This is a genomic window from Streptomyces sp. NPDC101219, assembly GCF_044767675.1.
Classification (GTDB): domain Bacteria; phylum Actinomycetota; class Actinomycetes; order Streptomycetales; family Streptomycetaceae; genus Streptomyces.
This window is the reverse complement of sequence record NZ_JBIWOK010000005.1, coordinates 262,864-285,445: the sequence shown is the minus strand read 5'-3', so window position 1 is coordinate 285,445 and position 22,582 is coordinate 262,864. Positions and strand designations below refer to the sequence as shown.

Below are 22,582 nucleotides of genomic sequence, written 5' to 3'. Positions count from 1 at the left end.
CCGCACCGCCGCGCCCGGGAGCACCGGTCATCCGGGCGCGGCGACCCGGCCGCCGAGGGGCAGCCGGACGGTGAACACCGTCCCGCCCGGGCCGCCGGCCAGCTCCACCGTCCCGCCGTGCGCGCCCACCAGCGAGCGGGCCACCGACAGGCCGAGCCCGCTGCCGCCCCGGTCGCGGCTGCGGGCCCGGTCGACGCGGTAGAAGCGGTCGAAGACCCGCTCCCGGTGCTCCTCCGGGATGCCCGGGCCCTCGTCGGCGACCCGGATCAGCACCTCGCCCGGCCCGGTCCGGACCGTCACCGACACCGGCGTCCCGGGCGGGGTGTGCACGGCCGCGTTGGTCAGGAGGTTGTCCAGGACCTGCCGGATCCGGTCCGGGTCCAGCCGCAGCCGCAGCGGGCCGGTCCCCGCCGACACCGTCAGCGGTCGGTCCGGATGCCCCGCCCGGAAGGCGTCGGCGGCCTGCCGGACCAGCTCCGCCACGTCCGTCTCCGCGGTGCGCAGCGGGGCCCGCGCGTCGGCCGCGTCCAGGCGGGCGAGCAGCAGCAGGTCGTCCAGCAGGACCCCCATCCGGGCGGCCTCCGCGCGCAGCCGGGCCAGGTGCCGCTCCCGCTCCCCGGGCGCGTTGGCCGCCGCGTACTGGAACAGGTCCGCGTAGCCGCGCACCGACATCAGCGGGGTGCGCAACTCGTGCGAGGCGTCCGCGACGAAGCGGCGCAGCCGCTGCTCGGCCTCCGCGCGCACCGCGAGGGAGGCGTCGATGTGCTCCAGCATCGTGTTGAAGGCGGTGCGCAGCTCCGCGACCTCCCGGCCGCCGTCCCGGCCGTCGGCGCGCAGCGGCAGCCGGGCCGCCGACTCGGTCAGGTCGTGCGAGGCGATGCCGTGCGCGGTGCGCGCCATGTCGCTCAGCGGCTCCAGCCCGCGCCGCAGCATCCGCCGCCCGGCCGCCACCAGGGCCGCCAGCGCCAGCGCGAACACCACGACCTGCACCGTGATCAGCCGCTCCACGGTCTCCTCGACGTCGGTGACGGGCGCCGCGCTCACCAGCACCACCCCCGGCCGGACCTCGCACCCGCGCAGCCGGTAGGTGCCCTCGCCGTCGATCCGCGCGGTGCGCACGAGTTCGGTGTCGGAGTGCGCCATCGTCCGCGCCAGGGCCGCGAACGCCCGGGTGTCCTCGGGCACGTCCGCCGGCCTGCGCAGCCGCACCTCGCCGTCCGCGACGTCGAAGACGGCCGTGTACCAGCCGTAGTACGGCTTGCGCTGCACCGTGCCGTGCGCCGCCGCGTCCTTGGCCTGCACGGTCTGCACCAGCTTGAGCTGGGTCGCCAGCTGCTGTTCCAGGTAGTCGCGCATGTAGGCGGTCAGCGCGGTGCCGACCACGGCGAACACCGCCAGTGACAGCGCACCGAGGCCCAGCGTCAGCCGGGTGCCCAGGCGCAGCCGCCCGGCCCGCCGGCTCATCACTCGCCGGCCTGCCGTATGACGTAGCCGAAGCCCCGCACGGTGCGTATCAGCGGCGGACCGGTGTCGTCCAGCTTGCGCCGCAGCCGGCTGACCACCAGCTCCACCACGTTGGAGCGGCCGCCGAAGCCGTACTCCCACACGTGGTCCAGGATCTGCGCCTTGGTCAGCACGGCCGGGGAACGGCGCATCAGGTACCGCAGCACCTCGTACTCGGTGGGCGTCAGCGACAGCAGCCGCTCACCGCGCCGGACCTCGCGGGTGTCCTCGTCCATCGTCAGGTCCGCCACCCGCAGCACCGGCGGCCGGGACGCCGGCCCGCCGCTGCGCCGCAGCACGGTCCGCAGCCGGGCCATCAGCTCCTCCACGGCGAACGGCTTGACCAGGTAGTCGTCCCCGCCCCGGGTCAGCCCCTCGACCCGGTCGGCGACGCCGTCACGGGCGGTGAGGAACACCACCGGCACCATGGTGCCCGCGCGCCGCAGCCGGTCGAGCACGCCGAAGCCGTCGACGTCCGGCAGCATCAGGTCGAGCACCACGATGTCCGGACGGAACCGGGCGGCGCGACGCAGCGCCTGGGCACCGGAGTTCGCGGTGACCGCCTGCCAGCCCTCGTAGCGGGCGACGGTGGCGACCAGGTCGGCGATGGGCGGATCGTCGTCCACGACGAGCAGGCGTACGTTGTCCACCCGCTCATACTGCGGCACCCGGCGCCCCCTGCCGCAGGCCCCGGCGGACTCCTGGCGGACATCGACAGCAATCCGACAGGAACGCCCGCGCGCGGGCGGCGGGGAACGGACGGGGACCAGGGGGTTTCCGACGGGCGCGGCTGGGCAGGTGGCGGCATGGCGCGCGTGGCCCGGACCCGGGACCCGCGCGCTCCGGTGTGCTGTCGGTGGCCGTGTCTAGACTCGTCCGGCGACCCAGCGTGTGTGACCCCTGGCCAGAGTTCTGCCACCCCGAAGGGCATTCGGCGTCTTGATACGGATCGACTCAGTCACGAAGCGGTACCCGGACGGCACGGTGGCGGTCGACCGGCTGTCGCTGGACGTCCCCGACCGCTCCATCACCGTCCTCGTGGGGCCGTCGGGCTGCGGCAAGACGACCACCCTGCGCATGATCAACCGGATGGTCGACCCCACCGAGGGAACGATCCTGCTCGACGGCGAGGACATCCGCCGCCGGCCGGTCACCACCCTGCGCCGGTCCATGGGCTACGTCATCCAGAACGCCGGGCTCTTCCAGCACCGCACCATCGTCGACAACATCGCCACGGTGCCCCGCATGCTCGGCTGGGGCCGGCAGCGCGCCCGGCAGCGCGCCGCGGAACTCATGGAGCGGGTGGGCCTGGACCCCTCCCTGGCCAAGCGGTACCCCTACCAGCTCTCCGGCGGCCAGCAGCAGCGCGTCGGGGTGGCGCGGGCGCTCGCCGCCGACCCGCCGGTCCTGCTGATGGACGAACCCTTCTCCGCCGTCGACCCCGTGGTCCGCAAGGGACTGCAGGACGAACTCCTGCGGATCCAGGACGAACTGGGCAAGACCATCGTCTTCGTCACCCACGACATCGACGAGGCCATCAAGCTGGGCAGCATGGTCGCCGTCCTCCGCGAGGGCGGCCGGCTCGCCCAGTACGCGCCGCCCGCCGACCTGCTGTCCGCCCCCGCCGACGCCTTCGTCGAGGACTTCCTCGGCGCCGACCGCGGCATCCGCCGGCTGTCCTTCCTGTCCTCCGGCGCACTCGAACTGACCACGGACACCGTCGTGCCCGCCCACGCCGCCGCCGAACGGATCGCCGGGACGGACCCCGGCGCCGAACACCTGCTGGTCACCGACGAGGACGGCCGCCCCCTGGGCTGGGCCGCCCGCCGGGACCTGCTCGCCGGGGACCTGCCCGCCGACCGGCTGCTGCCCCACGGGCGGCCCTTCGTGCCCGGCACCGACTCCCTGCGCGTCGCCCTCGACCGGGCCGTGCTCTCGCCCACCGGCCGGGCCGTCGCCGTGGACGCCTCCGGCCGGGTGACCGGCGTCGCCTCCCAGCAGGCCATCGCCGAGGCCGTCCGCGCCGCCCACGCGGCGGCCGGCACCGCCGAGGACACCGGCGACGGCCGCGCCGACAAGGCCGGGGTCGCCCCGTGACCGGATTCTTCGACATCCCCAGCGACCTCCAGCACAGCTGGGCCGGACTGATCGGCCTCCACGTGCGGGAGGCGCTGCTGCCGGTCGCCGCCGGACTGCTGCTCGCGCTGCCGCTCGCCCAGCTGTGCGTGCGCTTCCGCAGGCTGTACCCGCCGGTCCTGGGCTTCACGACCGTGCTGTACGCCATCCCCTCGCTGGCCTTCTTCGTGGTCCTCATCGACTACACCGGCCAGACCGAACTCACCGTGATGATCCCGCTCGCCGTGTACAGCCTGGTGGTGCTGGTCCCGGCGATCGTCGACGGGGTGCGCTCGGTGCCCGAGGAGACCCTGGCCGCCGCCACCGCCATGGGCTTCGGACCCGTACGGCGCTACGCCCAGGTGCAGTTGCCCCTCGCCGCGCCCGCCATCATCGCGGGCCTGCGGGTGGCCACCGCCTCCAGCATCTCCCTGGTCAGCGTCGGCGCCCTGATCGGCAACCAGGGCGCGCTCGGCAACCTGCTGGCCGCCGCGCAGAAGTACGACCGGCCCGAACTCGCGGTGAACGCCGTGATCACCATGGCCGTCCTGGCGATCGTCTGCGACGCCCTGCTGGTGCTGCTCCGCCTCCTGCTGACGCCGTGGATGCCCCGCTCCGGGTCCGGCACGCGAGGACGGCCGAAGGCCGCCGGACGCCGGCCCGAGCCCGAGGGGGCGATCCGGTGAACGTCCTGACCTTCGTCGACGCCTTCTTCAGCGACGCCGCCCACTGGCACGGCTACGACGGCATCCCCCGGCGCCTGCTGGAGCACCTCCAGTACACGCTGCTCGCGCTCGGCGTCGCCGCCGTGATCGGCCTGCCCGTCGGCCTGCTCACCGGTCACACCGGGCGCGGCGGGAACGCGGTCGCCTTCGTCGCCAACGCCGCCCGCGCGCTGCCCAGTTTCGGGCTGCTGGTGCTGGTCGTCCTGCTCATCGGCTTCGGCCTGCTGCCCGTGATGATCCCGCTGGTCGTCCTCGCCGTACCGCCGATCCTGGTGACCACCTACGAGGCGGTGCGCACCGTCGACCCCTCCCCGGTGGACGCCGCCCGGGGCATGGGCATGCGGGAGTCGCGGATCCTCTTCCAGGTCGAACTGCCGGTGGCGCTCCCGCTGGTCCTCAGCGGGCTGCGGTCGGCCGCCATCCAGATCGTGTCGACGGCCACCATCGCCGCCTACGTCAGTCTCGGCGGCTTCGGCCGGTACATCATCGACGGGCTCTACCAGCGCGACTACGCCAAGGTCGTCGGCGGCGCCACCCTGGTCGCCCTGCTGGCGCTGCTCACCCTCGGCGTGTTCTGGGCCGCCGGACGCCTGGCCGTCTCCCCGGGAGTACGCCGCCGCTGACGACGACGCACCCCCGGCCGCGGAGGCCGGGATTCCGCCACCCCTCCCGGGACCCCGGGGCGGGAAAACCGTGATCAGGACGTTCTTGACGGGCCGTGAAGCGGCTGGATTGGATCGGTCAATGACTTCTACCGCGCACAGCAGTCGGACCAGGACGAGGCACACCGGCGCGACGGCCGTCGCGCTCACCGCCGCCGCGGCGCTGCTCGCGGGCTGTTCCTCCGGCGACACCTCCGACAACCCCCTGGCGGGCGAGAAGGCCGAGGCCGGAACGGTCGTCGTCGGGTCCAACAACTTCGCCGAGAGCACCCTGCTCGCCGACATCTACGGCGAGGCCCTGCGGGCCAAGGGCATCAAGGTGACCTACAAGCACAACATCGGCAGCCGGGAGACCACCTACGGCCTGATGAAGAACGGTTCCATCACCGTCCTGCCTGAGTACAACGGCTCGCTGCTCGCCTACCTCGACCCCGAGGCGGAGCAGAAGTCCGCGCAGGACGTCAACACCGCCGTCAAGGCGAAGCTGGACAAGAGCCTGACGCTGCTGGAGTCCTCGCCCGCCGAGGACAAGGACTCGGTCGCCCTCAACGCGCGGACGGCGAAGAAGTACGGACTCACCGCGTCGTCGACCCTCGCCGACCTCAAGGAGGCGGCACCGGACCTGGTGATCGGCGGCTCACCGGAGTTCCAGACCCGGCGGCAGGGTCTGAAGGGCCTGAAGGACGTCTACGGGCTGGAGTTCAAGTCGTTCAAGGCGCTCGACGCGGGCGGGCCGCTCACCCAGGAGGCGCTGACCCGCGACACCGTGCAGGCGGCGGACATCTTCACCACCGACCCGACCATCGTCAAGGAGAAGTTCGTCGTCCTGAAGGACCCGGAGAACCTCTTCGGATTCGCCAACGTGACCCCGCTGGTCAACAAGGAGGGCCTCTCCCAGGAGGGCGTCGACGCCCTGAACGCGGTCTCCGCCGCGCTGGACACCGAGGCGCTGCTCGACCTGGACGCCCAGGTGCAGCTGGAGAAGAAGGACCCGCTGGACGTGGCCAAGGCCTGGCTGAAGTCCGCGGGCCTCGACTGACGGAGGGGGACCCGCGCGGGAGTGAGGCGGACCCGCGCGGGAGTCAGGAGGCCGGGGCGGCGGCCGCGATCAGCCGGTCGATCAGGGCGATCAGCACGTCCCGGCACGACTCCCGCTCCCGCGCGTCGCACAGCAGCACCGGCACACCCTCCGGCAGCGTCAGCGCCTCCCGGATGTCGTCCACGGGGTAGGGGTGCTCGCCGTGGAAGCCGTTCACGGCGACGACGAAGGGGATGTTCCGGCGCTCGAAGAAGTCGATCGCCGCGAAACTGGACCGCGGCCGGCGCACGTCCACCACGACCACCGCGCCCAGAGCCCCCAGGGCCAGGTCGTTCCACATGAACCAGAACCGCTGCTGGCCGGGCGTGCCGAAGAGGTACAGCACGAGGTCGTCGGAGACGGTGATCCGGCCGAAGTCGAGGGCGACCGTGGTGGCACGTTTCTCCTCGATGCCGTCCAGGTCGTCGACGTCCAGCCCGGCCAGGGTCAGCGGCTCCTCGGTGCGCAGCGGCACGATCTCGCTGACCGAGCCGACCATGGTGGTCTTGCCCACGCCGAAGCCCCCGGCGATCAGGATCTTGACCGTGTCGGGTGCCCGGCGTGGGTGCGGTGCCTCGGCGGTGGCGTCAGAGGCGGCCAAGTCCGTCCCTCACTTTCTGCAGCAGGTCCAGGTCCGGGGTGGTGCGGGTGACCGGGTGCGGGGGCCGCGCGGTGATCCGGCCCGCCTCCAGCAGGTCGCACAGCAGGATCACCACCACGCTCACCGGCAGGTCCAGCCGGGCGGCGAGCTCCGCCACCGCGACCGGCTCCGCGCACATCCGCAGGATGCGCGTGTCCTCCGGCTGCGGGCGGGTGCCCGTCACGGGCTGCGGATCCACCGCCGTGACCGTGGTGATCAGCGTGAAGTCGGCCCGGCTGGGCCGGGTCCGGCCGCCCGTCAGCGTGAACGGACGTACCAGCCGGCCCGCCGGATCGCCTCCGCCCACCTCACACGCCGGGGTCGACGACGGGCCCGGCGGTGCCCCTGGGCGCCGCGCTGAGATGCTCTCCGATCTTCTTCACCAGCATGTTCATCTGGTACGCCACCACGCCGACGTCCGCCCCCGGGCCGGTCAGCACGACGAGGTGCGCGCCGGGGCCGGCAGCGGTGAGGATCAGGTAGCTGTTGGCCATCTCGATGAGCGCCTGGCGCACCGGCCCGCCCCGGAAGTCCATGCTGACGCCCTTGCTGAGGCTCATCAGGCCGGAGGCGGTCGCGGCGAGGCGTTCCGCGTCGTCCCGGAGGAAGCCGGTGGACTTGCTCACCACCAGCCCGTCCTCGGACAGCACCACGGCCTGGTTGACGTCGGCGACCCGCTCCACGAGTCCGGTCAGCAGCTGGTCGAGCTGGGTGTGCGTGGCGGGGATGGGGCGTGTCATGGCGGTGTTCCTTCGTGAGCGGTGGTCGGCGATCGTCGGTCAGCGATCGGCGGGAGGGGTGGAGAACTCGGGCGGGGCGGCGGGCACGTGCTGCGCCGCCGGGCCGGTGTCGTCGGGGGGCGTCGCGCCGGCCCGGCCGGCGGTGCCGTCGCCGGTCCGGCCGTCGTGGCCGTCCTCGTCGTCCCGCGCCCGGGACGTGCCGCGCTGGAAGCCGGCCAGGGAGGAGGCGGCGCGTTCCGCGGTGAAGTCCCCGGCGGGGGACTCCTCGGGCTCCGGGGCGGCCTCTTCGAGCAGTTCGGCCGCCAGGCTGGTCTGCGGCACCCGGCGGGGGAGGGGCGCGAGCCCGCCCGGGCGGTCCGCGGTCCCGGCGGCCGGGGTGCCGCGCGCGGGCGCCGCACGGCGGGCCGGGCCGCCGTGGGCGGCTCCGGCCGCCCGGCCCGCGTCCCCGGGTCCGCCGTGGTCCGTCGCGTCGGAAGCCTCCGCCGCGGCCGCCGGGTCCGCCGTGCCGCTCGGGTCCGCGGCCCCCGGGGACCGCGGAGCCGCGAGGGCCGGCCCGGTGCGGCCGTCCTGGGCGGCGTCCGGGGCGTCCGGGGATTCCCGGACCACGATCTCGTGCGGGACGAGCACGATCGCCGTCGTCCCGCCGTACGGCGAGGAGCGCAGGGTGACGGCGATGCCGTGCCGGTGGGCGAGCTGGGACACCACGAACATGCCGAGCCGCAGGTCGTCGGCGAGCGCCACCACGTCGAACTGCGGGGGCGTGGCCAGCTGGGCGTTCAAGGAGGCGTAGTCCTCCTCCGACAGGCCCAGTCCGCGGTCCTCGATCTCCACCGCGAGCCCCTTGGCCACCATGGCGGCCCGCACCCCGACCGGGCTGGGCGCCGGGGAGTAGGCGGTGGCGTTGTCGATCAGCTCGGCCAGCAGGTGGATGACGTCGGCCACCGCGGGCGGGGCGACGGCGATCTCGTCCTCCTCGGTCTGCACCTCCACCCGCTGGTACTCGGCGACCTCGCCGACGGCACTGCGCAGGATGTCGATCAGAGCGACCGGCCGGCTCCAGGTACGGCCCGGCCGCTCGCCGCTGACGATGACCAGGTTCTCCTCGTAGCGGCGCAACTGGCTGGCGGTGGAGTCGAGTTCGTACAGGCCCTTGAGGACCTCCGGGTCGGTGTGCCGACGCTCCAGCGCGTCCAGCTTGCTGAGCTGGAGGTTCACCAGATTCTGGCTCTGCCGGGCGATGCCCAGGATGATCTTCTGGAACCCCCGCCGGGCGTCGGCGAGTTCGACCGCGGTGTGCACGGCCGTGCGCTGCGCGGTGTTGAACGCCTGTGCCACCTGGCCCAGTTCGTCGTCGCCGTAGTCCAGGGGCGTCGTCGCGGACTCCGCGTCGACCTTCTCGCCGCGCTCCAGCCGGGCCACCACGTCGGGCAATCGTTCCTCCGCCAGGCTGAGCGTGGCCATCCGCAGGCCGTGCAGCCGCCGGGACAGCGAGCGGGTGATCCGCCAGGACATGCCCACGCACACCAGCAGCGCGGCCAGCCCGCCCGCGCTCAGCGCGGCGGCCGTCAGCAGCAGTCCGCGGGCCTCGTCGGCGCTGCGGGTCAGCAGCCCGTCGGTCTCCTGCTGGATCATCGCGGTGTACTGCGCGGACACCTTGTCCCAGGCCGTCTCCCACCGGCGCTGCGCGTCCGGCAGGACGACCCGGTCGCCCTTGCCCGCGGGCCGCGCGGCCAGCACCTGGTCCTCGATCTGCTCCAGGGTGCGCCACTCCGGGCTCGCGAGGATCTTCTCCGTCCGCGTCCTGGCGGTGCCCCGCAGGGACGGCAGGATCTGGTCCTCGACCAGCCAGCGGCGCGTGCCGACCAGCTCCCCGAAGTCCGTCCACGCCTCCCGGCCGAGGTGGCCGGAGGGCCAGGCCAGGGTGAGCCGGGCGTCGCCCCGGGACATCAGTTCCGCGGCGTGCTCCAGCGAGACGAGCGGACCGGCCTGCGAGGTGAGGTCGCCGTCGTCGACCTGGGACAGCTCCTGGAAGGCGTGGATCTGCTCGTCGATGATCGACGTGTAGTGGTCGAGCGCCTGCTCGGCGGTGATGTCGCCGGGGTTGTCGATCTGGTCGCGGTAGTACTCCAGACTGCCCACCGAACCGAGCACCGAGTACATCCGCTCCGACACCCGCGCCGGCGCCTCGGCGATCGCGTCCGCCTGGCCGGTGAGTCCGGCCACCGCCCGGTCCGTCCGCTCCCGCTGGGCGTCCAGGGCGCTGCGGGAGTCCCGGGGCGCGGCGAGCCACGCGGCGGTCAGGCTGCGCTCCCGTTGCAGGGCGAGCGCGGCCTCGGTGCCCATCGCCCCCGTCGACCGGCTCAGCTCCGTCTGGGCCCGCAGCCGCAGCCCCTCCGAGAACATCTGTGTCGTTGTCACGCCCCACATCGCCGCGAGGGTGACGCTCGGCACCAGCGCCAGGAGGACCAGCGAGATACGTATGGAGCCGAGTCGGCGCCGGGCACCTGTCCGTGGAGACATCGTCGTCCTAGAGCGGTCGGATGAGAGGGGGAGCGGAGGCGGTGCGCAGGATGCTATCCGCACATGTGAGCGTGCGTCCCGTGAGGGACCGAAAAGTTTCGACACGCTCCCGGGGCATCCCGCGTCAACGGGTGCCCTCGGCCGCGAACTTCGCGACCGAGGCGACATTGGACTTCGTGACGAACGCGGGACCGGTGAGGACCGGGGCCACCCCGCCGCCGCTGATGTTGCCGTTCGTCCGGTACAGCCACAGCGCGTCCACGGCGAGATAGCCCTGGAGGTAGGGCTGCTGGTCCACGGCGAACCGGACGGTGCCGTCGCGTACCGCGTCCACCAGGTCCTTGTCGAGGTCGAAGGTGGCGACCCCGGCCTTGCTGTCCGCCTCCCGGACGGCGTCGACCGCGGTGAGGGCGTACTGGGCCCCCAGGGTCACGACCTCGTCGATGGACGGGTCCTGCCGCAGCCGGGCGGTGACGATGCCCGCGACGGCGCGCATGTCGGTGCCGTCCACATAGAGGTTGTCGGTCTTCCCGGCGAACGTCTTGCGCACGCCGGCGCACCGCGCCTCCAGGGCGACGTTGCCGCGTTCGTGGACGACGCACAGGGTGTGCCGCGCCTTGAGGCCGTTCAGCTTCTCGCCGACGGCCCGGCCGGCCACGCTCTCGTCCTGCCCGAAGTACTCCAGCAGCCCGGCCGGCTTCCAGGCGTCGATACCGGAGTTGAGCCCGACGACGGGGATCCCGGCGGCCCGGGCCTCACCCACCGGCCCCTTCATGGCCTGCGGCTTGGCGAGCGTCACCGCGATGCCGTCGACGCCGTCCCTGATCGCGTCCCGCATCAGCCGGGCCTGGCCGGCCTGGTCGGCGTCGCTCGCGAACGTCAGGTCGATGCCGTCCTTGGCCGCGGCCGCCTCGGCGCCCTTGCGCACCAGGTCCCAGAAGGCGTCGCCCTCGCCGCCGTGGGCGATCAGCGCCACCTTCATGCCCCCGGCACCGCCCGCCCCGTCGGAACCCCCGGAGCCGTCGTCCCCGCCGAACGCCGAGCAGCCCGCCGCCAGCAGCACGACGGCGACGGCGAGAGCGGCGAGGCGGGTGGGGCGTCCCGGGATGCGGCGGGACCGGGAAGGAGAGTTCATGAGGGCGCGGACCTCGCTGTGCGGCAGAGCAAGAGCAGGGGGAGAGCGCCGTCGGAGCAGCAGCGATGCGCCGGCCGGGTGACTCTCGCTGGCCCGGAGCCAACCCTGTCCCGCCATGGGTCGTCAAGTGACCGGCCACGGGAAGTGAGGTGCCGCTGCCGCATTGTGATGAACCGTGACACCCGAGGTGGGAGCGGCTCCCGGGCCGCGCGGAGCGGAACCGCACGGACGGTACGGTCCGGCGGGCGGAGGCTCGTGGGCCGCCCGTGGGCTGCCGCTGGGGGTGCCCGCCGGGGTCCCCGCGCCGCGCGCCCCGTAGGCCGTGTCCCGCGCGTGACCGTGATGGCCGGTGCGTCCGAGCGGTCGCACCGAGGGTGGGTGCGGGGCGGAACGAGGGTTTCCCCTGTATCCCCCCGGCCGCCGGGCTGCCTATCGTTCGAGCGCGGCCGAACCGGCGGGTAACCCCCGAGCGGTTCCCGGTGCCCCGCGCGACGGGGGCCGGGCGGCGGCCGCCACCGGTCCGGCGGGCCGGCCGGGTGCGGATGGGGCCCCGGCCGGCCCGCCGTTCACGTTCGGTCGCCGGATCCGCCCAAGTCCATACCGGACGTGCTGTTTCCTCTCTCTCCTCGCGCATGCGGTGCCGGATCTGCACCAGCTCGGACCGCACCGTCTGGACTCCCGCCGCCGGACGGTGAGTTATCGTGTACACCGGGTAAAAAACAAACGGCATGACCCGTTCCTTTTTCCGGCTCAGGAGTTCAGTCGATGGCGAGGCAGGTACGCGCCGAGCAGACCCGTGCGACGATCATCACGGCCGCCGCCGAACTGTTCGACCGGCAGGGCTATGAATCGACCAGTCTCAGCGACATCGTCGAGCACGCCCATGTCACCAAGGGCGCCCTCTACTTCCACTTCGCGGCGAAGGAGGACCTCGCCCACGCGATCCTGGAACTGCAGTCCCGCACCTGCCGCAGGCTGGCCCGGGAGACCGAGACGCGGGGGCACACCTCGCTGGAGGCGCTGATGCGCCTCACCTTCTCCATAGCCCGGCTGTCCGCCGAGGACCCCGTCCTGCGCGCCGGACTCCGGCTCGCCACCGGCGGCACCCGGCCGCGCCCGCCGCTCAGCCACCCCTTCACCGAGTGGCTCGACATCGTCACGGCCCGGCTGCTCGGCGCGGTCAAGGAGGCCGACGTCCACCCCGACGTCGACATCGACGTCGTCGCCCACTCCCTGGTCTGCTTCTTCATCGGCACCCGTGTGGTGGGCCGTTCCCGCGAACCCGTCGCCCGGCAGCCCCGCCGCACCGCCGAGATGTGGCAGATCCTCATCCGCGGGCTGGTGCCGGTGACCCGGCGGGCGCGCTACCTCAGCCTGGCCGCCCGCCTGGAGAGGGAGATCGCCCCGGTGTGAGGCGGGCCGCCGCGTCCCACCCGCCCCGCACGTTACGGTGAGCCGCATGCCCCACACCCCCGCCGCCGACGTGATCCTCGGCAACGAGCCCGGCTCGTTCCCCCACAGCGTGCTCGCCGAACGGCACCCGGCGATCATCCGGCAGGTGCGCGAGTCCTTCCCCTACGAGCCCGGACAGCACCGCGCCCTCGACGCCCTGCTGGACCGGTGCACCGAGGGCGTGATCGAACCCCTCCCCGCCGAGGCGCACGACCGGGACGACTGGCTCGCCTGGGGCATGGCGCAGTACGCGGGGCAGTCCTGGTTCGACGTGCCGTGGCTGTGGTCCGAGAGCTGGTTCTACCGGCAACTACTGGACGCCGTCGGCTACTTCGGCCCCGGCCCCTGGCAGGGCATCGACCCCTTCCGGCCGTCCAAGCTGGCCGAGCTCGACTCACCCGCGACGGCGGAGGAACTGGCCGCCCTCGACGACCTCGCCACCCGGCCCGCCGCCGAACGCGAGCAGGCCCTGCTGCACGGCTCGCTGTGGGGCAACCGGGCCGACCTCGGCTTCCGGCTGTCCGCCGGGGGCGCCGAGGAGACCGCCGCCGCGCCCGGTCTGGTGGCCGACGACAGCGAGCGCCTGCGGCAGCTCCTCGACGACCGCGCCGGCGGGGCCACGCTCGCCCTGATCGCCGACAACGCCGGCCGCGAACTCGTCCCCGACCTGCTGCTCCTCGCCCACCTCCTGGCGCACGACCGCATCGCCCGGGCCGTGCTGCACGTCAAGCCGTACCCGTACTACGTCTCCGACGCGACCACGGCCGACGTCGTCGACGCCGTCCGCCGGCTGCGCGACGCCGGGGGAGCGGCGGCGGAGTACGGGCACCTGCTGTGGCACGCCCTCGCCGACGGCCGCCTCCGGATCGGCGCACACGCCTTCTTCTGCTCGCCCCTGCCGTACGAGGACATGCCCGGCGACCTTCGTGCCGACCTCGCCGCAGCCGACCTCACCGTGGTCAAGGGCGACCTCAACTACCGGCGGCTGGTGGGCGACCGGCGGTGGCCGCCCACCACGCCGTTCGCCGACGTCACCGCCCACTTCCCCGGGCCGGTGGCCGCCCTGCGCACGCTGAAGTCCGACGTGATCACCGGCCTGGCGCCGGACACCGAGGCCGCCCTGGTCGCCGCCGAGGACCAGCGTTGGCGGGTCAGCGGCACCCACGCCCTCATCCAGGTACGGGAGTAGGGCACAGAACCGCCCCGAACTCCCGTATCACCACCGGTTCACGCGATGGTGTGATCATGTCCGGGCCGGTGGATGCCGCCCCTGCGCCCCGGGTAGTGCCCGGCCATGACGCAGCCGTTCGACCTCCCGCACTTCTACCTGCCGCATCCCGCGCGGCTCAACCCGCACGTCGACGAGGCCCGGGCCCACTCGACGGCGTGGGCACGCGAGATGGGCATGCTGGAAGGGTCGGGAGTCTGGGAGCAGGCCGATCTCGACGCACACGACTACGGCCTGCTCTGTGCCTACACCCATCCCGACTGCGACGGCCCCGCCCTGTCCCTCATCACCGACTGGTACGTGTGGGTCTTCTTCTTCGACGACCACTTCCTGGAGAAGTACAAGCGCACCCAGGACCGCTCCGCCGGCAAGGCCCACCTCGACCGGCTGCCCCTCTTCATGCCCGCCGGCCCCGCGACCCCCGTCCCCGTGCCGGAGAACCCGGTCGAGGCGGGCCTCGCCGACCTTTGGGCGCGCACCGTGCCCGCCATGTCCGCCGACTGGCGCCGCCGGTTCGCCGTCGCCACCGAGCACCTGCTCAACGAGTCCCTGTGGGAACTGTCCAACATCAACGAGGGACGGATCGCCAACCCCGTCGAGTACATCGAGATGCGCCGCAAGGTGGGCGGCGCGCCCTGGTCCGCGGGACTCGTCGAGTACGCCACCGCCGAAGTGCCCGCCGCCGTCGCCGCGTCCCGCCCGCTGCGGGTGCTCATGGAGACCTTCTCCGACGCCGTCCACCTGCGCAACGACCTGTTCTCCTACCAGCGCGAGGTCGAGGACGAGGGCGAGAACAGCAACGGTGTCCTCGTCGTGGAGACCTTCTTCGGCTGCACCACCCAGGAGGCAGCCGACATCGTCAACGACGTCCTCACCTCACGGCTCCACCAGTTCGAGCACACCGCGTTCACCGAAGTGCCCGCCGTCGCCCTGGAGAAGGGCCTCGCCCCGCACGAGGTCGCGGCCGTCGCCGCGTACGCGAAGGGGCTCCAGGACTGGCAGTCCGGCGGCCACGAATGGCACCTGCGCTCCAGCCGCTACATGAACGAGGGCGCCCGCGCCACCACCCCGTGGGGCGCCCTCGCAGGACCCGCAGGACCCGCAGGACCCGCAGGACCCACCGGCCCCGGCACCTCCGCCGCCGACGTGCGGGCGCTGCTCACCGCGGCGGGCGCCGAGCGGCTGCGCGCCCACACCCACGTGCCGTACCGGAAGGTCGGCCCCGCCGTCATCCCCGACATCCGCATGCCGTTCCCGCTGCAGCTGAGCCCCCACCTCGACGCCTCCCGCGCCCACCTCGCCGACTGGTGCCGGCGCATGGGCATCCTCTCCGAGGGTGTCTGGGACGACGACAAACTGGACGCCTACGACCTCGCCCTGTGCTCCGCCGGCATCGACCCGGACGCCACCCCCGGGGCGCTCGACCTCAGCGCCCAGTGGCTCGCCTTCGGCACCTACGGCGACGACTACTACCCCCTGGTCTACGGCCACCGGCGCGACCTCGCCACCGCCCGGGTGACCACCGCCCGGCTGTCGGACTGCATGCCGATCGACGGCGAACCGGTGCCGGCCCCCGCCAACGCGATGGAACGCTCCCTCATCGACCTGTGGGCGCGCACCACGGCCGCCATGACCCCCGAGCAGCGGGGCCCGCTGAAGAACGCGGTCGACGTCATGACGGAGAGCTGGCTGTGGGAGCTGGCCAACCAGATCCACCACCGGGTGCCCGACCCGGTGGACTACCTGGAGATGCGTCGCCGGACCTTCGGCTCGGACCTCACCCTGAGCCTGTGCCGCACCGGCCACGGCCCGGCCGTCCCGCCCGAGGTCTACCGCAGCGGCCCCGTCCGCTCCCTGGAGAACGCGGCCGTCGACTTCGCCTGCCTGCTCAACGACGTCTTCTCGTACCAGAAGGAGATCGAGTACGAGGGCGAGATCCACAACGCGATCCTCGTCGTGCAGACCTTCTTCGGCTGCGACTACCCGACCGGCCTGCGGATCGTGCACGACCTGATGAGCCGCCGCCTGACCCAGTTCGAGCACGTGGTGGAGCACGAACTGCCAGTCGTCCACGAGGACTTCCAGCTGTCCCAGGAGGTCCGCGACATCATGCGGGACTACGTGGAGGACCTGCGCAACTGGATGGCGGGCATCCTGCACTGGCACCGCAGCGTCGACCGGTACAAGGACGCGTGGCTGTCCCGGCGCGCCCACGGCTTCCTCCCCGACCGCCGGCCCGCACTGCCCCTCCCGCTCCAGGGCGGGACCGCCCTGCGCAGCACCCCCTTCGGCCGGGTCCCTTCCCACTCCTGACCGCCCCTCAGTCTCACTCGTTCGTGGCTCGTCGGCCCGCCGCCCGCCGGGTAGCTCTCCGGACGGAGGCGATCGATGGAACAGACAGCGTTGCGTCCCCGGCCCATGCCCGGCCGGGAACACGGCGGCGAGCGGCCCGGCGGCAACGACGAGGCGGACGACCGGCACGACGGGCGCGGGCAGCGCCGGGAAGGAGCAGAGCAGCGGGGCGGCCCCGGTCCCGCCCCCGCCCGCACCCGGCCGCACGCCGCCCGCCGGCGCGGTCGGCGGCTGGTGTCCGCGCTGTTCACCGCGTTCGTCGGGACGGTGCTGGTCCTGGCCGGGATCGGGCTCGGCGCGACCGGTGCCACCGTCATCGGCGCGGACGGCCTGACCGAACTGAAGCGGCACGCGGGCCTGCCGGTCGCCGGCCCGTCCGTCTCCCCGCGCCCCGCCCCCGCGGCGTCCCGCCCCGCCCCGGCCGCCACCCCGGTCGTGGGCCGACTCGGCCTGGAGGTGGCCGACGACCGGAAACCGGGCGCCCTGGTCGTCGGCGTGCACGTGCCGGGCCCGGGCTACGCGGCCGGGCTCGTCCGGGGCGACGTCCTGCTCGCTTTCGGCACCACCCGCATCGACACGGCCGCCGACCTGGCCCGGGCCGTCGCCCGGGCCCGCCCCGGCCGGGAGGTCGTGCTGACCGTGCGCCACCGCAGCGGCGCCTACCAGCAGCTGACCGCGGTACCGGGCATCGTCACATGACGGGCCTCCGGCCGCCGCGCCCGCCCCGCGGACCCCGCACACCGGCTCGCGTCGCCGCCCCGGGCCGGGCAGGATGCTGCCGTAGCCCGCACGCCCACCCCGGGAGGCCCGGATGAACGGCACCACGCCCGCGCCCTTCACCGCCGACGACCACCGGGACCGCATGGCACGCGCCGTGCGGCAGGCCGCCGAGGCCGGACTGGCCGGCCTGCTGGTGGCCCCGGGCCCCGATCTGACGTGGCTCACCGGTTACACCCCCACCGCCGAGACCGAACGGCTCACCCTGCTGGTCCTGGCCCCCGAGCGGGATCCCGTCCTGGTCGTGCCCACCCTGGAGGCCCCCGACGCCGAGCGGGCCCCCGGCGCCCCCGCCCTCACCCTGCGCGACTGGACCGACGGCAAGGACCCCTACGCCGCCACCGCCACCCTCCTGGACCCCGCGGGCCGCTACGGCATCAGCGACAACACCTGGGCCCTGCACCTGCTGGGACTCCAGCGCGCGCTGCCGGGCACCTCCTACGCCTCCCTCACCGAGGCGCTGCCGATGCTGCGGGCCGTCAAGGACCCGGCCGAGCTGGCACTGCTGGCCGCCGCGGGGGGCGCCGCGGACGCCGCGTTCGAGGAGATCCGCACGGTGCCCTTCGCCGGGCGGCGGGAGTCCGACGTCGCCGCCGACCTCGCCGCGCTGCTGCTGCGGTACGGGCACTCCCGGGTGGACTTCACCATCGTCGCCGCCGGCCCCAACGGCGCCGACCCGCACCACGAGGCGGGCGATCGCGTCATCGCACACGGCGACATGGTCGTCCTCGACTTCGGCGGCCTGAAGGACGGCTACGGCTCCGACACCTCCCGCACCGTGCACGTCGGTGAGCCCACCGACGAGGAACGCCGCGTCCACGACCTCGTGCGCGCCGCCCAGGAGGCCGGATTCCGCGCCGTGCGCCCCGGCGCCGCCTGCCAGGACGTCGACCGGGCGGCCCGCGCGGTCATCGCCGACGCCGGCCACGGGGAGCACTTCATCCACCGCACCGGGCACGGCATCGGCGTCACCACGCACGAGCCGCCCTACATGGTCGAGGGCGAGGAGCGGCCGCTCGTGCCGGGCATGTGCTTCTCCGTCGAACCCGGCGTCTACCTGCCCGGCCGGTTCGGCGTCCGTATCGAGGACATCGTGGCCGTCACCGGGGACGGCGGACGGCGGCTCAACAACACCGCCCGCGACATGGTCATAGTGGACTGAGGCACCGATGCCCCCGCAACGCCCTCCGAACGACAACGGCGCGACCATGACCCAGGCACCCACACCCACCACGGACACCGTCCGCCGGCTGATCCGCACCCTCCTCAAGGACGACGGGGGCGGAGCGGACCACGCCCCCGGACCGGACGTCCGGCCGGTCGCGGGCGCCCGGCCCGGCACCTGGTGGGTCGGCGACCGGCATGTGCTGCGGCTCGCCCCCGACCGCGAGGCGAGCCTGCGGCAGCGCCGCGAACTGCGGGTGCGCGACCTCGTCCGCCCGCACGTCCCGGTCTCCGTCCCGGTCAGCGTGGCGCGCGGCGAGTGGGCCCCCGGCCTGAGCTGCACCCTGGACACCCGGATGCCCGGCGGCTCCGCCGAGGACCACCGGGTGTCCGCCGTCGGCGAGACCGACCTCGCCGGACTGCTCACCGGGCTGCGCGCGGTGCCGGCCCGGCAGGCCGAGACGCTCGGTGTGCCGCGCGCCACCCCCCGGTCCCTGGAAGCCCTGCGCGGAGCCGCGCGGGCCGCCGCCGAACGGCTCGCCGCGGCGGACGAGTTCGACCCGGTCCGGCTCGGCCAGCTCACCCAGCCCGCGGCGGTCCAGCTCGGCATCCAGCCCGGCCCGGCCGTGCTCACCCATCACTCCCTCACCGGCAACCACCTCGTGGTCAGCCAGGACGGCCGGGTGCGCGGCGTCCTCGGCTGGGGCGGCGTCGCGGTCGGCGACCCCGCCGAGGACATCGCGGGCCTCGCCGTCGCCGTGGGAGCACCGGCCGCCGTACGGGCCGCCACCCTCGCCGGGTACGGTGCCCGCCCCTGCCTGCGCGGCCTGTGGCTGGCCCGCTGCGACGCGGTCATCCACCTCGCCGAGGCCCTCGCCGGGCACGGCACCGACCCCCTGCCGCTGCTACGGGTCCGGCTGCGCCGCGCCTGGGAGGCGATCCTCCTGGAACGCGTCACCGACCTGCGCGGCCCGGAGGACGGGCCCTGACGCGACCTGCGCGGCCCGGAGGACGGGCCCTGACGCGGCTTGCGCGGGCCGGAGAACGGCCCCTGACCCGGCCGGCGGGGCCCGGATGACGGTCCCTGACCCGGCCGGCGTGGCCCGGATGACGGTCCCTGCTCGGTCCGGACGATGCCTCGTGACCCGGCCGGCGCGGTCCGGGCGACGCCTCCTGACCTGGCCGGCGTGGCCTGTGTCCCGGCCTGCGCGGCCCGGGCGACCGCCCCTGACTGACCCGGCTGGTGCGGCTTGCATGAGGCCCCTGACCCGGCCTGCGCGGCCCGGACGACGGTCCCTGACCGGCGGGCGCGGCCTGTGCCCCGGCGGGCGCGGCCTGTGTCCCGGCCTGCGCGGCCTGGGCGCGAGCTCTTGACCCGGCCGACCGGGCCCGTGCTCCGGTCTGCGCAGCCCGGGCGCGAGCCCCTGATCCGGCGGCTGGTGCGGGTCGCATGACGGCCCCTGACCTGGCCTGCGCGGCCCGGGCGCGAGCTCTTGACCCGGTCGACCGGGCCCGTGCCAGGGTCTGCGTGGCCCGGGCGCGAGCTCCTGATCCGGCGGCTGGTGCGGCTTGCATGACGGCCCCTGACCTGGCCTGCGCGGCCCGGGCGCGAGCCCTTGACCCGGCCGACCCGGCCCGTGCTCTGGTCTGCGTGGCCCGGGCTCGAGCCCCTGATCCGGCGGCTGGTGCGGCTTGCATGACGGCCCCTGACCTGGCCTGCGCGGCCCGGACGAAAGCCCTTGACCCGGCCGACCCGGCCCGTGCCCCGGTCTGCGTAGCTCGGGCGCCAGCTCCTGACCCGGCTGGCCCGGACCTGCCGGCGGTCCGGGCCAGCCCGGGGCCCTGTCGGCGGCCCCTGAACCGGCCTGCGCGGCCTGGGCGGCGGCCCGTGTCCGGGCCTGAGCGGCCGGGGGCGACCACCCCTCGGTCCGGCCCGGCCGCGTCAGTCCTGGAGCAGGACGACCGCCGATTCCGGGGGCAGGTGCAGGACGCCGTCGGGGCCGGGGGAATCCACGGGCTCCCATGCGGCGAGCACCCGCGCATGCGGGGCGCCCAGGGCGATCGCGGCCGGCCCGTCGGCCAGGTTCACGGCGACCAGCACGTCGCCGCGCCGGAACGCCAGCCAGCGCAGCTCCTCGTCGTGGGCCACCTTGGTGTCGGCGAGGTCGGGATCGGTGAGGTCCGGCTGCTCGTGGCGGACCTCGATCAGCCGCCGGTACCAGGCCAGCACGCGCGCGTGCGGGTCGCGCTCCGGCTCCGACCAGTCCAGGCAGGAGCGGTCGCGGGTGGCCGGGTCCTGCGGGTCGGGCACCTCCTCGGCCGTCCAGCCGTGCGCCGCGAACTCCCGCCGCCGGCCCTCGCTCACCGCCTTGGCGAGCTCCGCGTCGGTGTGGTCGGTGAAGAACTGCCAGGGCGTGCCCGCCGCCCACTCCTCGCCCATGAACAGCATCGGCGTGAAGGGCGCCGTCAGCGTGAGCGCCGCCGCGACGGCCAGCCGGCCCGGGGACACCAGCGCGGCCAGCCGGTCGCCCCGGGCGCGGTTGCCGACCTGGTCGTGGGTCTGGCTGTAGCCGAGGAGCCGGTGCCCGGCCACCCTGGTGCGGTCCAGCGGCCGGCCGTGATGGCGGCCCCGGAAGCTGGAGTAGGTGCCGTCGTGGAAGAAACCCCCGGTGAGGGTCTTGGCGAGGGCCGCGAACGGGGCGCGCGCGAAGTCGGCGTAGTAGCCCTGCGACTCGCCGGTGAGCGCGGCGTGCAGCGCGTGGTGGAAGTCGTCGTTCCACTGCGCGTGCACCCCGAGGCCGCCCTCCGCGCGGGGGGTGACCACGCGCGGGTCGTTCAGGTCCGACTCGGCGATCAGGAACAGCGGCCGGCCCGTCTCGGCGCCGAGGGTGTCCACGGCCTGCGACAGCTCCTCCAGGAAGTGCCGCGCCCGCGTGTCCACCAGCGCGTGCACCGCGTCCAGGCGCAGCCCGTCGATCCGGTAGTCCCGCAGCCAGGCCAGCGCGCTGTCCACCAGGTAGGCGCGCACCTCGTCGGAGCCCGGGGCGTCCAGGTTCACCGCCGAGCCCCACGGGGTGTGGTGGGTGTCCGTGAAGTACGGCCCGAACTCGGGCAGGTAGTTCCCCGAGGGCCCCAGGTGGTTGTGCACCACGTCCAGGACGACGCCCAGGCCCAGCGCGTGCGCCCGGTCGACGAAGCGCTTCAGTCCCTCGGGCCCGCCGTACGGCTCGTGCACCGCCCACAGCGACACGCCCTCGTAGCCCCAGCCGTGCCGCCCGGGGAAGGGGCACACGGGCATCAGCTCCACGTGTGTGACGCCCAGCTCCGCGAGGTGGCCGAGCCGCTCGGCGGCCGCGTCGAAGGTGCCCTCGCGCGTGTACGTGCCCACGTGCAGCTCGTACAGCACCGCCCCCGGCAGCGGACGGCCGGTCCACTCGGCCCGCCAGTCGAACCGCTCGTGGTCGACGACCGCACTGAGCCCGTCCGGGCCGTCCGGCTGCCGCCGCGAGCGCGGGTCGGGGCGGACCGGGCCGCCGTCCAGCGCGAATCCGTACCGGGAGCCGTCCTGCGCGCCGGCCTCCCCCCGCCACCACCCCTCCCGCCGTGCGTCACGCTCCAACGCGTGGGTGACGCCGTCGCACTCGAGCGTCACACGGCCGGCCTGTGGTGCCCACACCTCGAACTGCACGGACGGTTCCCCTTCGTCTGCTCACCGTGATGTAGCCCGTCCATCGTGCGGTATCGGAGATCAATCCGCCGGTGAATTCCCCCTTTTGCGGCCGGTGTCGCCGCACGCCCCGCCTGCGCGGGCCGGCGGTTCCCCGCTTTCTGGACAGGCGGGGCCGCACTGACCGACAATCACGTGCGTGACGTCGTCCTTCGAGTTCAACACCTACCCCGCGCGGGTGTCCGACGCGGAGCGCGACAAGGCGCTGAAGGCACTCAGGGACGGCGCCGCCACGGGCCGGTTGTCCCACGACACCTTCGTGCGGCGCATGGAACTCGCGCTGGCCGCGCGCCGCCCCGAGGAACTCGCCGTGCTGACCGCCGACCTGCGCACCGAGGGCCGCGTGGCTCGGCTGGTCTTCGGGACGGTGGAGGCGGTGTCCGGGTTCGGGGTGCGGCTGCGCCGGGCGTGGCAGGCCGAGCGGCTGCCCAAGCTGCTGCTGCCGCACCCGCAGACGGGCCATCCGCTGCGGATAGGCCGCGACCCCGCCAATGGGCTGCGGCTCACCCACGAGACAGTCTCCCGCGTCCACGCCGAACTGCACTACCAGGGCGGCCTGTGGGTGCTGCGGGACCTCGGTTCGGCCAACGGCACCACGGTGAACGGGCGGCGCGTCGTCGGTGCGGCCGTGGTCCGCGAGGGCGACCAGGTCGGCTTCGGCCACATGACGTACCGCCTGTCGGCGGACTGACCTCGCGCGCGCCGCCGACCGCACCAGGCCGGCGGGCCGGCCCCCATGTGCCCCGCCCGCGCGCGGTGTTGCC

19 protein-coding genes are annotated in these 22,582 nt (G+C 74.3%); 11 read left to right on the top strand and 8 right to left on the bottom strand.

Annotated elements, in window-relative coordinates; genetic code table 11:
- Positions 1 to 27 precede the first annotated feature (27 nt).
- Positions 28 to 1,464, bottom strand: a complete 1,437-nt coding sequence (locus tag ACIRPP_RS12125; RefSeq protein ID WP_403640674.1) for a sensor histidine kinase — start codon at positions 1,462 to 1,464, stop codon at positions 28 to 30.
- On the bottom strand, positions 1,464 to 2,153 hold the full coding sequence (locus tag ACIRPP_RS12120) for a response regulator transcription factor (protein ID WP_403640671.1): 690 nt from the start codon (positions 2,151 to 2,153) through the stop codon (positions 1,464 to 1,466). Before ACIRPP_RS12120 ends, ACIRPP_RS12125 begins: the two co-directional genes overlap by 1 nt.
- Before the next feature lie 289 nt (positions 2,154 to 2,442).
- On the opposite strand from ACIRPP_RS12120, the gene ACIRPP_RS12115 reads away from it, so the two are divergent.
- The 4 genes from ACIRPP_RS12115 (at position 2,443) to ACIRPP_RS12100 (ending at position 6,044) form a co-directional block, all read left to right on the top strand.
- The gene (locus ACIRPP_RS12115; RefSeq protein WP_403640668.1) at positions 2,443 to 3,600 is read left to right on the top strand and encodes an ABC transporter ATP-binding protein; all 1,158 of its coding nucleotides are present in this window, start codon (positions 2,443 to 2,445) and stop codon (positions 3,598 to 3,600) included.
- The gene (locus ACIRPP_RS12110; RefSeq protein ID WP_403640665.1) at positions 3,597 to 4,304 is read left to right on the top strand and encodes an ABC transporter permease; all 708 of its coding nucleotides are present in this window, start codon (positions 3,597 to 3,599) and stop codon (positions 4,302 to 4,304) included. The genes ACIRPP_RS12115 and ACIRPP_RS12110 overlap by 4 nt, the downstream gene beginning before the upstream one ends.
- On the top strand, positions 4,301 to 4,966 hold the full coding sequence (locus ACIRPP_RS12105) for an ABC transporter permease (RefSeq protein WP_403640662.1): 666 nt from the start codon (positions 4,301 to 4,303) through the stop codon (positions 4,964 to 4,966). Before ACIRPP_RS12110 ends, ACIRPP_RS12105 begins: the two co-directional genes overlap by 4 nt.
- 121 nt (positions 4,967 to 5,087) lie before the next feature.
- Entirely contained in the window at positions 5,088 to 6,044 is a 957-nt protein-coding gene (locus ACIRPP_RS12100; RefSeq protein WP_403640659.1) for an ABC transporter substrate-binding protein, read from the top strand.
- A gap of 43 nt (positions 6,045 to 6,087) precedes the next feature.
- On the opposite strand, the gene ACIRPP_RS12095 is transcribed toward ACIRPP_RS12100, so the two are convergent.
- The 5 genes from ACIRPP_RS12095 to ACIRPP_RS12075 form a co-directional block, all read right to left on the bottom strand.
- Positions 6,088 to 6,684 (bottom strand): ATP/GTP-binding protein, encoded by a 597-nt coding sequence (locus tag ACIRPP_RS12095; RefSeq protein WP_164348457.1) that lies wholly within the window; start codon positions 6,682 to 6,684, stop codon positions 6,088 to 6,090.
- Positions 6,671 to 7,030, bottom strand: coding sequence for a DUF742 domain-containing protein (locus tag ACIRPP_RS12090; RefSeq protein WP_403640656.1), 360 nt, complete (start codon positions 7,028 to 7,030; stop codon positions 6,671 to 6,673). The genes ACIRPP_RS12095 and ACIRPP_RS12090 overlap by 14 nt, the downstream gene beginning before the upstream one ends.
- A gap of 1 nt (position 7,031) precedes the next feature.
- On the bottom strand, positions 7,032 to 7,463 hold the full coding sequence (locus tag ACIRPP_RS12085; protein ID WP_403640653.1) for a roadblock/LC7 domain-containing protein: 432 nt from the start codon (positions 7,461 to 7,463) through the stop codon (positions 7,032 to 7,034).
- 39 nt (positions 7,464 to 7,502) lie between these two features.
- Positions 7,503 to 9,983: a nitrate- and nitrite sensing domain-containing protein gene (locus ACIRPP_RS12080; RefSeq protein ID WP_403640649.1), complete on the bottom strand. Its 2,481-nt coding sequence runs from the start codon at positions 9,981 to 9,983 to the stop codon at positions 7,503 to 7,505.
- A 124-nt stretch (positions 9,984 to 10,107) separates the two neighbouring features.
- The gene (locus tag ACIRPP_RS12075) at positions 10,108 to 11,118 is read right to left on the bottom strand and encodes a substrate-binding domain-containing protein (protein ID WP_403640646.1); all 1,011 of its coding nucleotides are present in this window, start codon (positions 11,116 to 11,118) and stop codon (positions 10,108 to 10,110) included.
- Positions 11,119 to 11,883: 765 nt separating this feature from the next.
- On the opposite strand from ACIRPP_RS12075, the gene ACIRPP_RS12070 reads away from it, so the two are divergent.
- The 6 genes from ACIRPP_RS12070 (at position 11,884) to ACIRPP_RS12045 (ending at position 19,080) form a co-directional block, all read left to right on the top strand.
- The gene (locus tag ACIRPP_RS12070; protein WP_164333814.1) at positions 11,884 to 12,531 is read left to right on the top strand and encodes a ScbR family autoregulator-binding transcription factor; all 648 of its coding nucleotides are present in this window, start codon (positions 11,884 to 11,886) and stop codon (positions 12,529 to 12,531) included.
- A gap of 46 nt (positions 12,532 to 12,577) precedes the next feature.
- Complete coding sequence (locus ACIRPP_RS12065; protein ID WP_403640642.1) at positions 12,578 to 13,759, top strand: damage-control phosphatase ARMT1 family protein; 1,182 nt, start codon at positions 12,578 to 12,580, stop codon at positions 13,757 to 13,759.
- A 105-nt stretch (positions 13,760 to 13,864) separates the two neighbouring features.
- On the top strand, positions 13,865 to 16,111 hold the full coding sequence (gene cyc2 / locus ACIRPP_RS12060; protein ID WP_403640639.1) for a germacradienol/geosmin synthase Cyc2: 2,247 nt from the start codon (positions 13,865 to 13,867) through the stop codon (positions 16,109 to 16,111).
- A gap of 75 nt (positions 16,112 to 16,186) precedes the next feature.
- Positions 16,187 to 16,849 (top strand): PDZ domain-containing protein, encoded by a 663-nt coding sequence (locus ACIRPP_RS12055; protein WP_403640636.1) that lies wholly within the window; start codon positions 16,187 to 16,189, stop codon positions 16,847 to 16,849.
- A 112-nt stretch (positions 16,850 to 16,961) separates the two neighbouring features.
- Positions 16,962 to 18,089 (top strand): aminopeptidase P family protein, encoded by a 1,128-nt coding sequence (locus ACIRPP_RS12050; protein WP_403640633.1) that lies wholly within the window; start codon positions 16,962 to 16,964, stop codon positions 18,087 to 18,089.
- A 46-nt stretch (positions 18,090 to 18,135) separates the two neighbouring features.
- Positions 18,136 to 19,080 (top strand): phosphotransferase family protein, encoded by a 945-nt coding sequence (locus ACIRPP_RS12045; protein ID WP_403640630.1) that lies wholly within the window; start codon positions 18,136 to 18,138, stop codon positions 19,078 to 19,080.
- A gap of 953 nt (positions 19,081 to 20,033) precedes the next feature.
- Here ACIRPP_RS12045 and treZ read toward each other — a convergent pair.
- Positions 20,034 to 21,779, bottom strand: a complete 1,746-nt coding sequence (treZ, locus tag ACIRPP_RS12040; RefSeq protein WP_403640627.1) for a malto-oligosyltrehalose trehalohydrolase — start codon at positions 21,777 to 21,779, stop codon at positions 20,034 to 20,036.
- Positions 21,780 to 21,957: 178 nt separating this feature from the next.
- On the opposite strand from treZ, the gene ACIRPP_RS12035 reads away from it, so the two are divergent.
- A complete protein-coding gene (locus ACIRPP_RS12035) occupies positions 21,958 to 22,509 on the top strand; it encodes an FHA domain-containing protein (protein WP_403640623.1) in 552 nt (183 codons plus the stop codon).
- Positions 22,510 to 22,582: the final 73 nt, after the last annotated feature.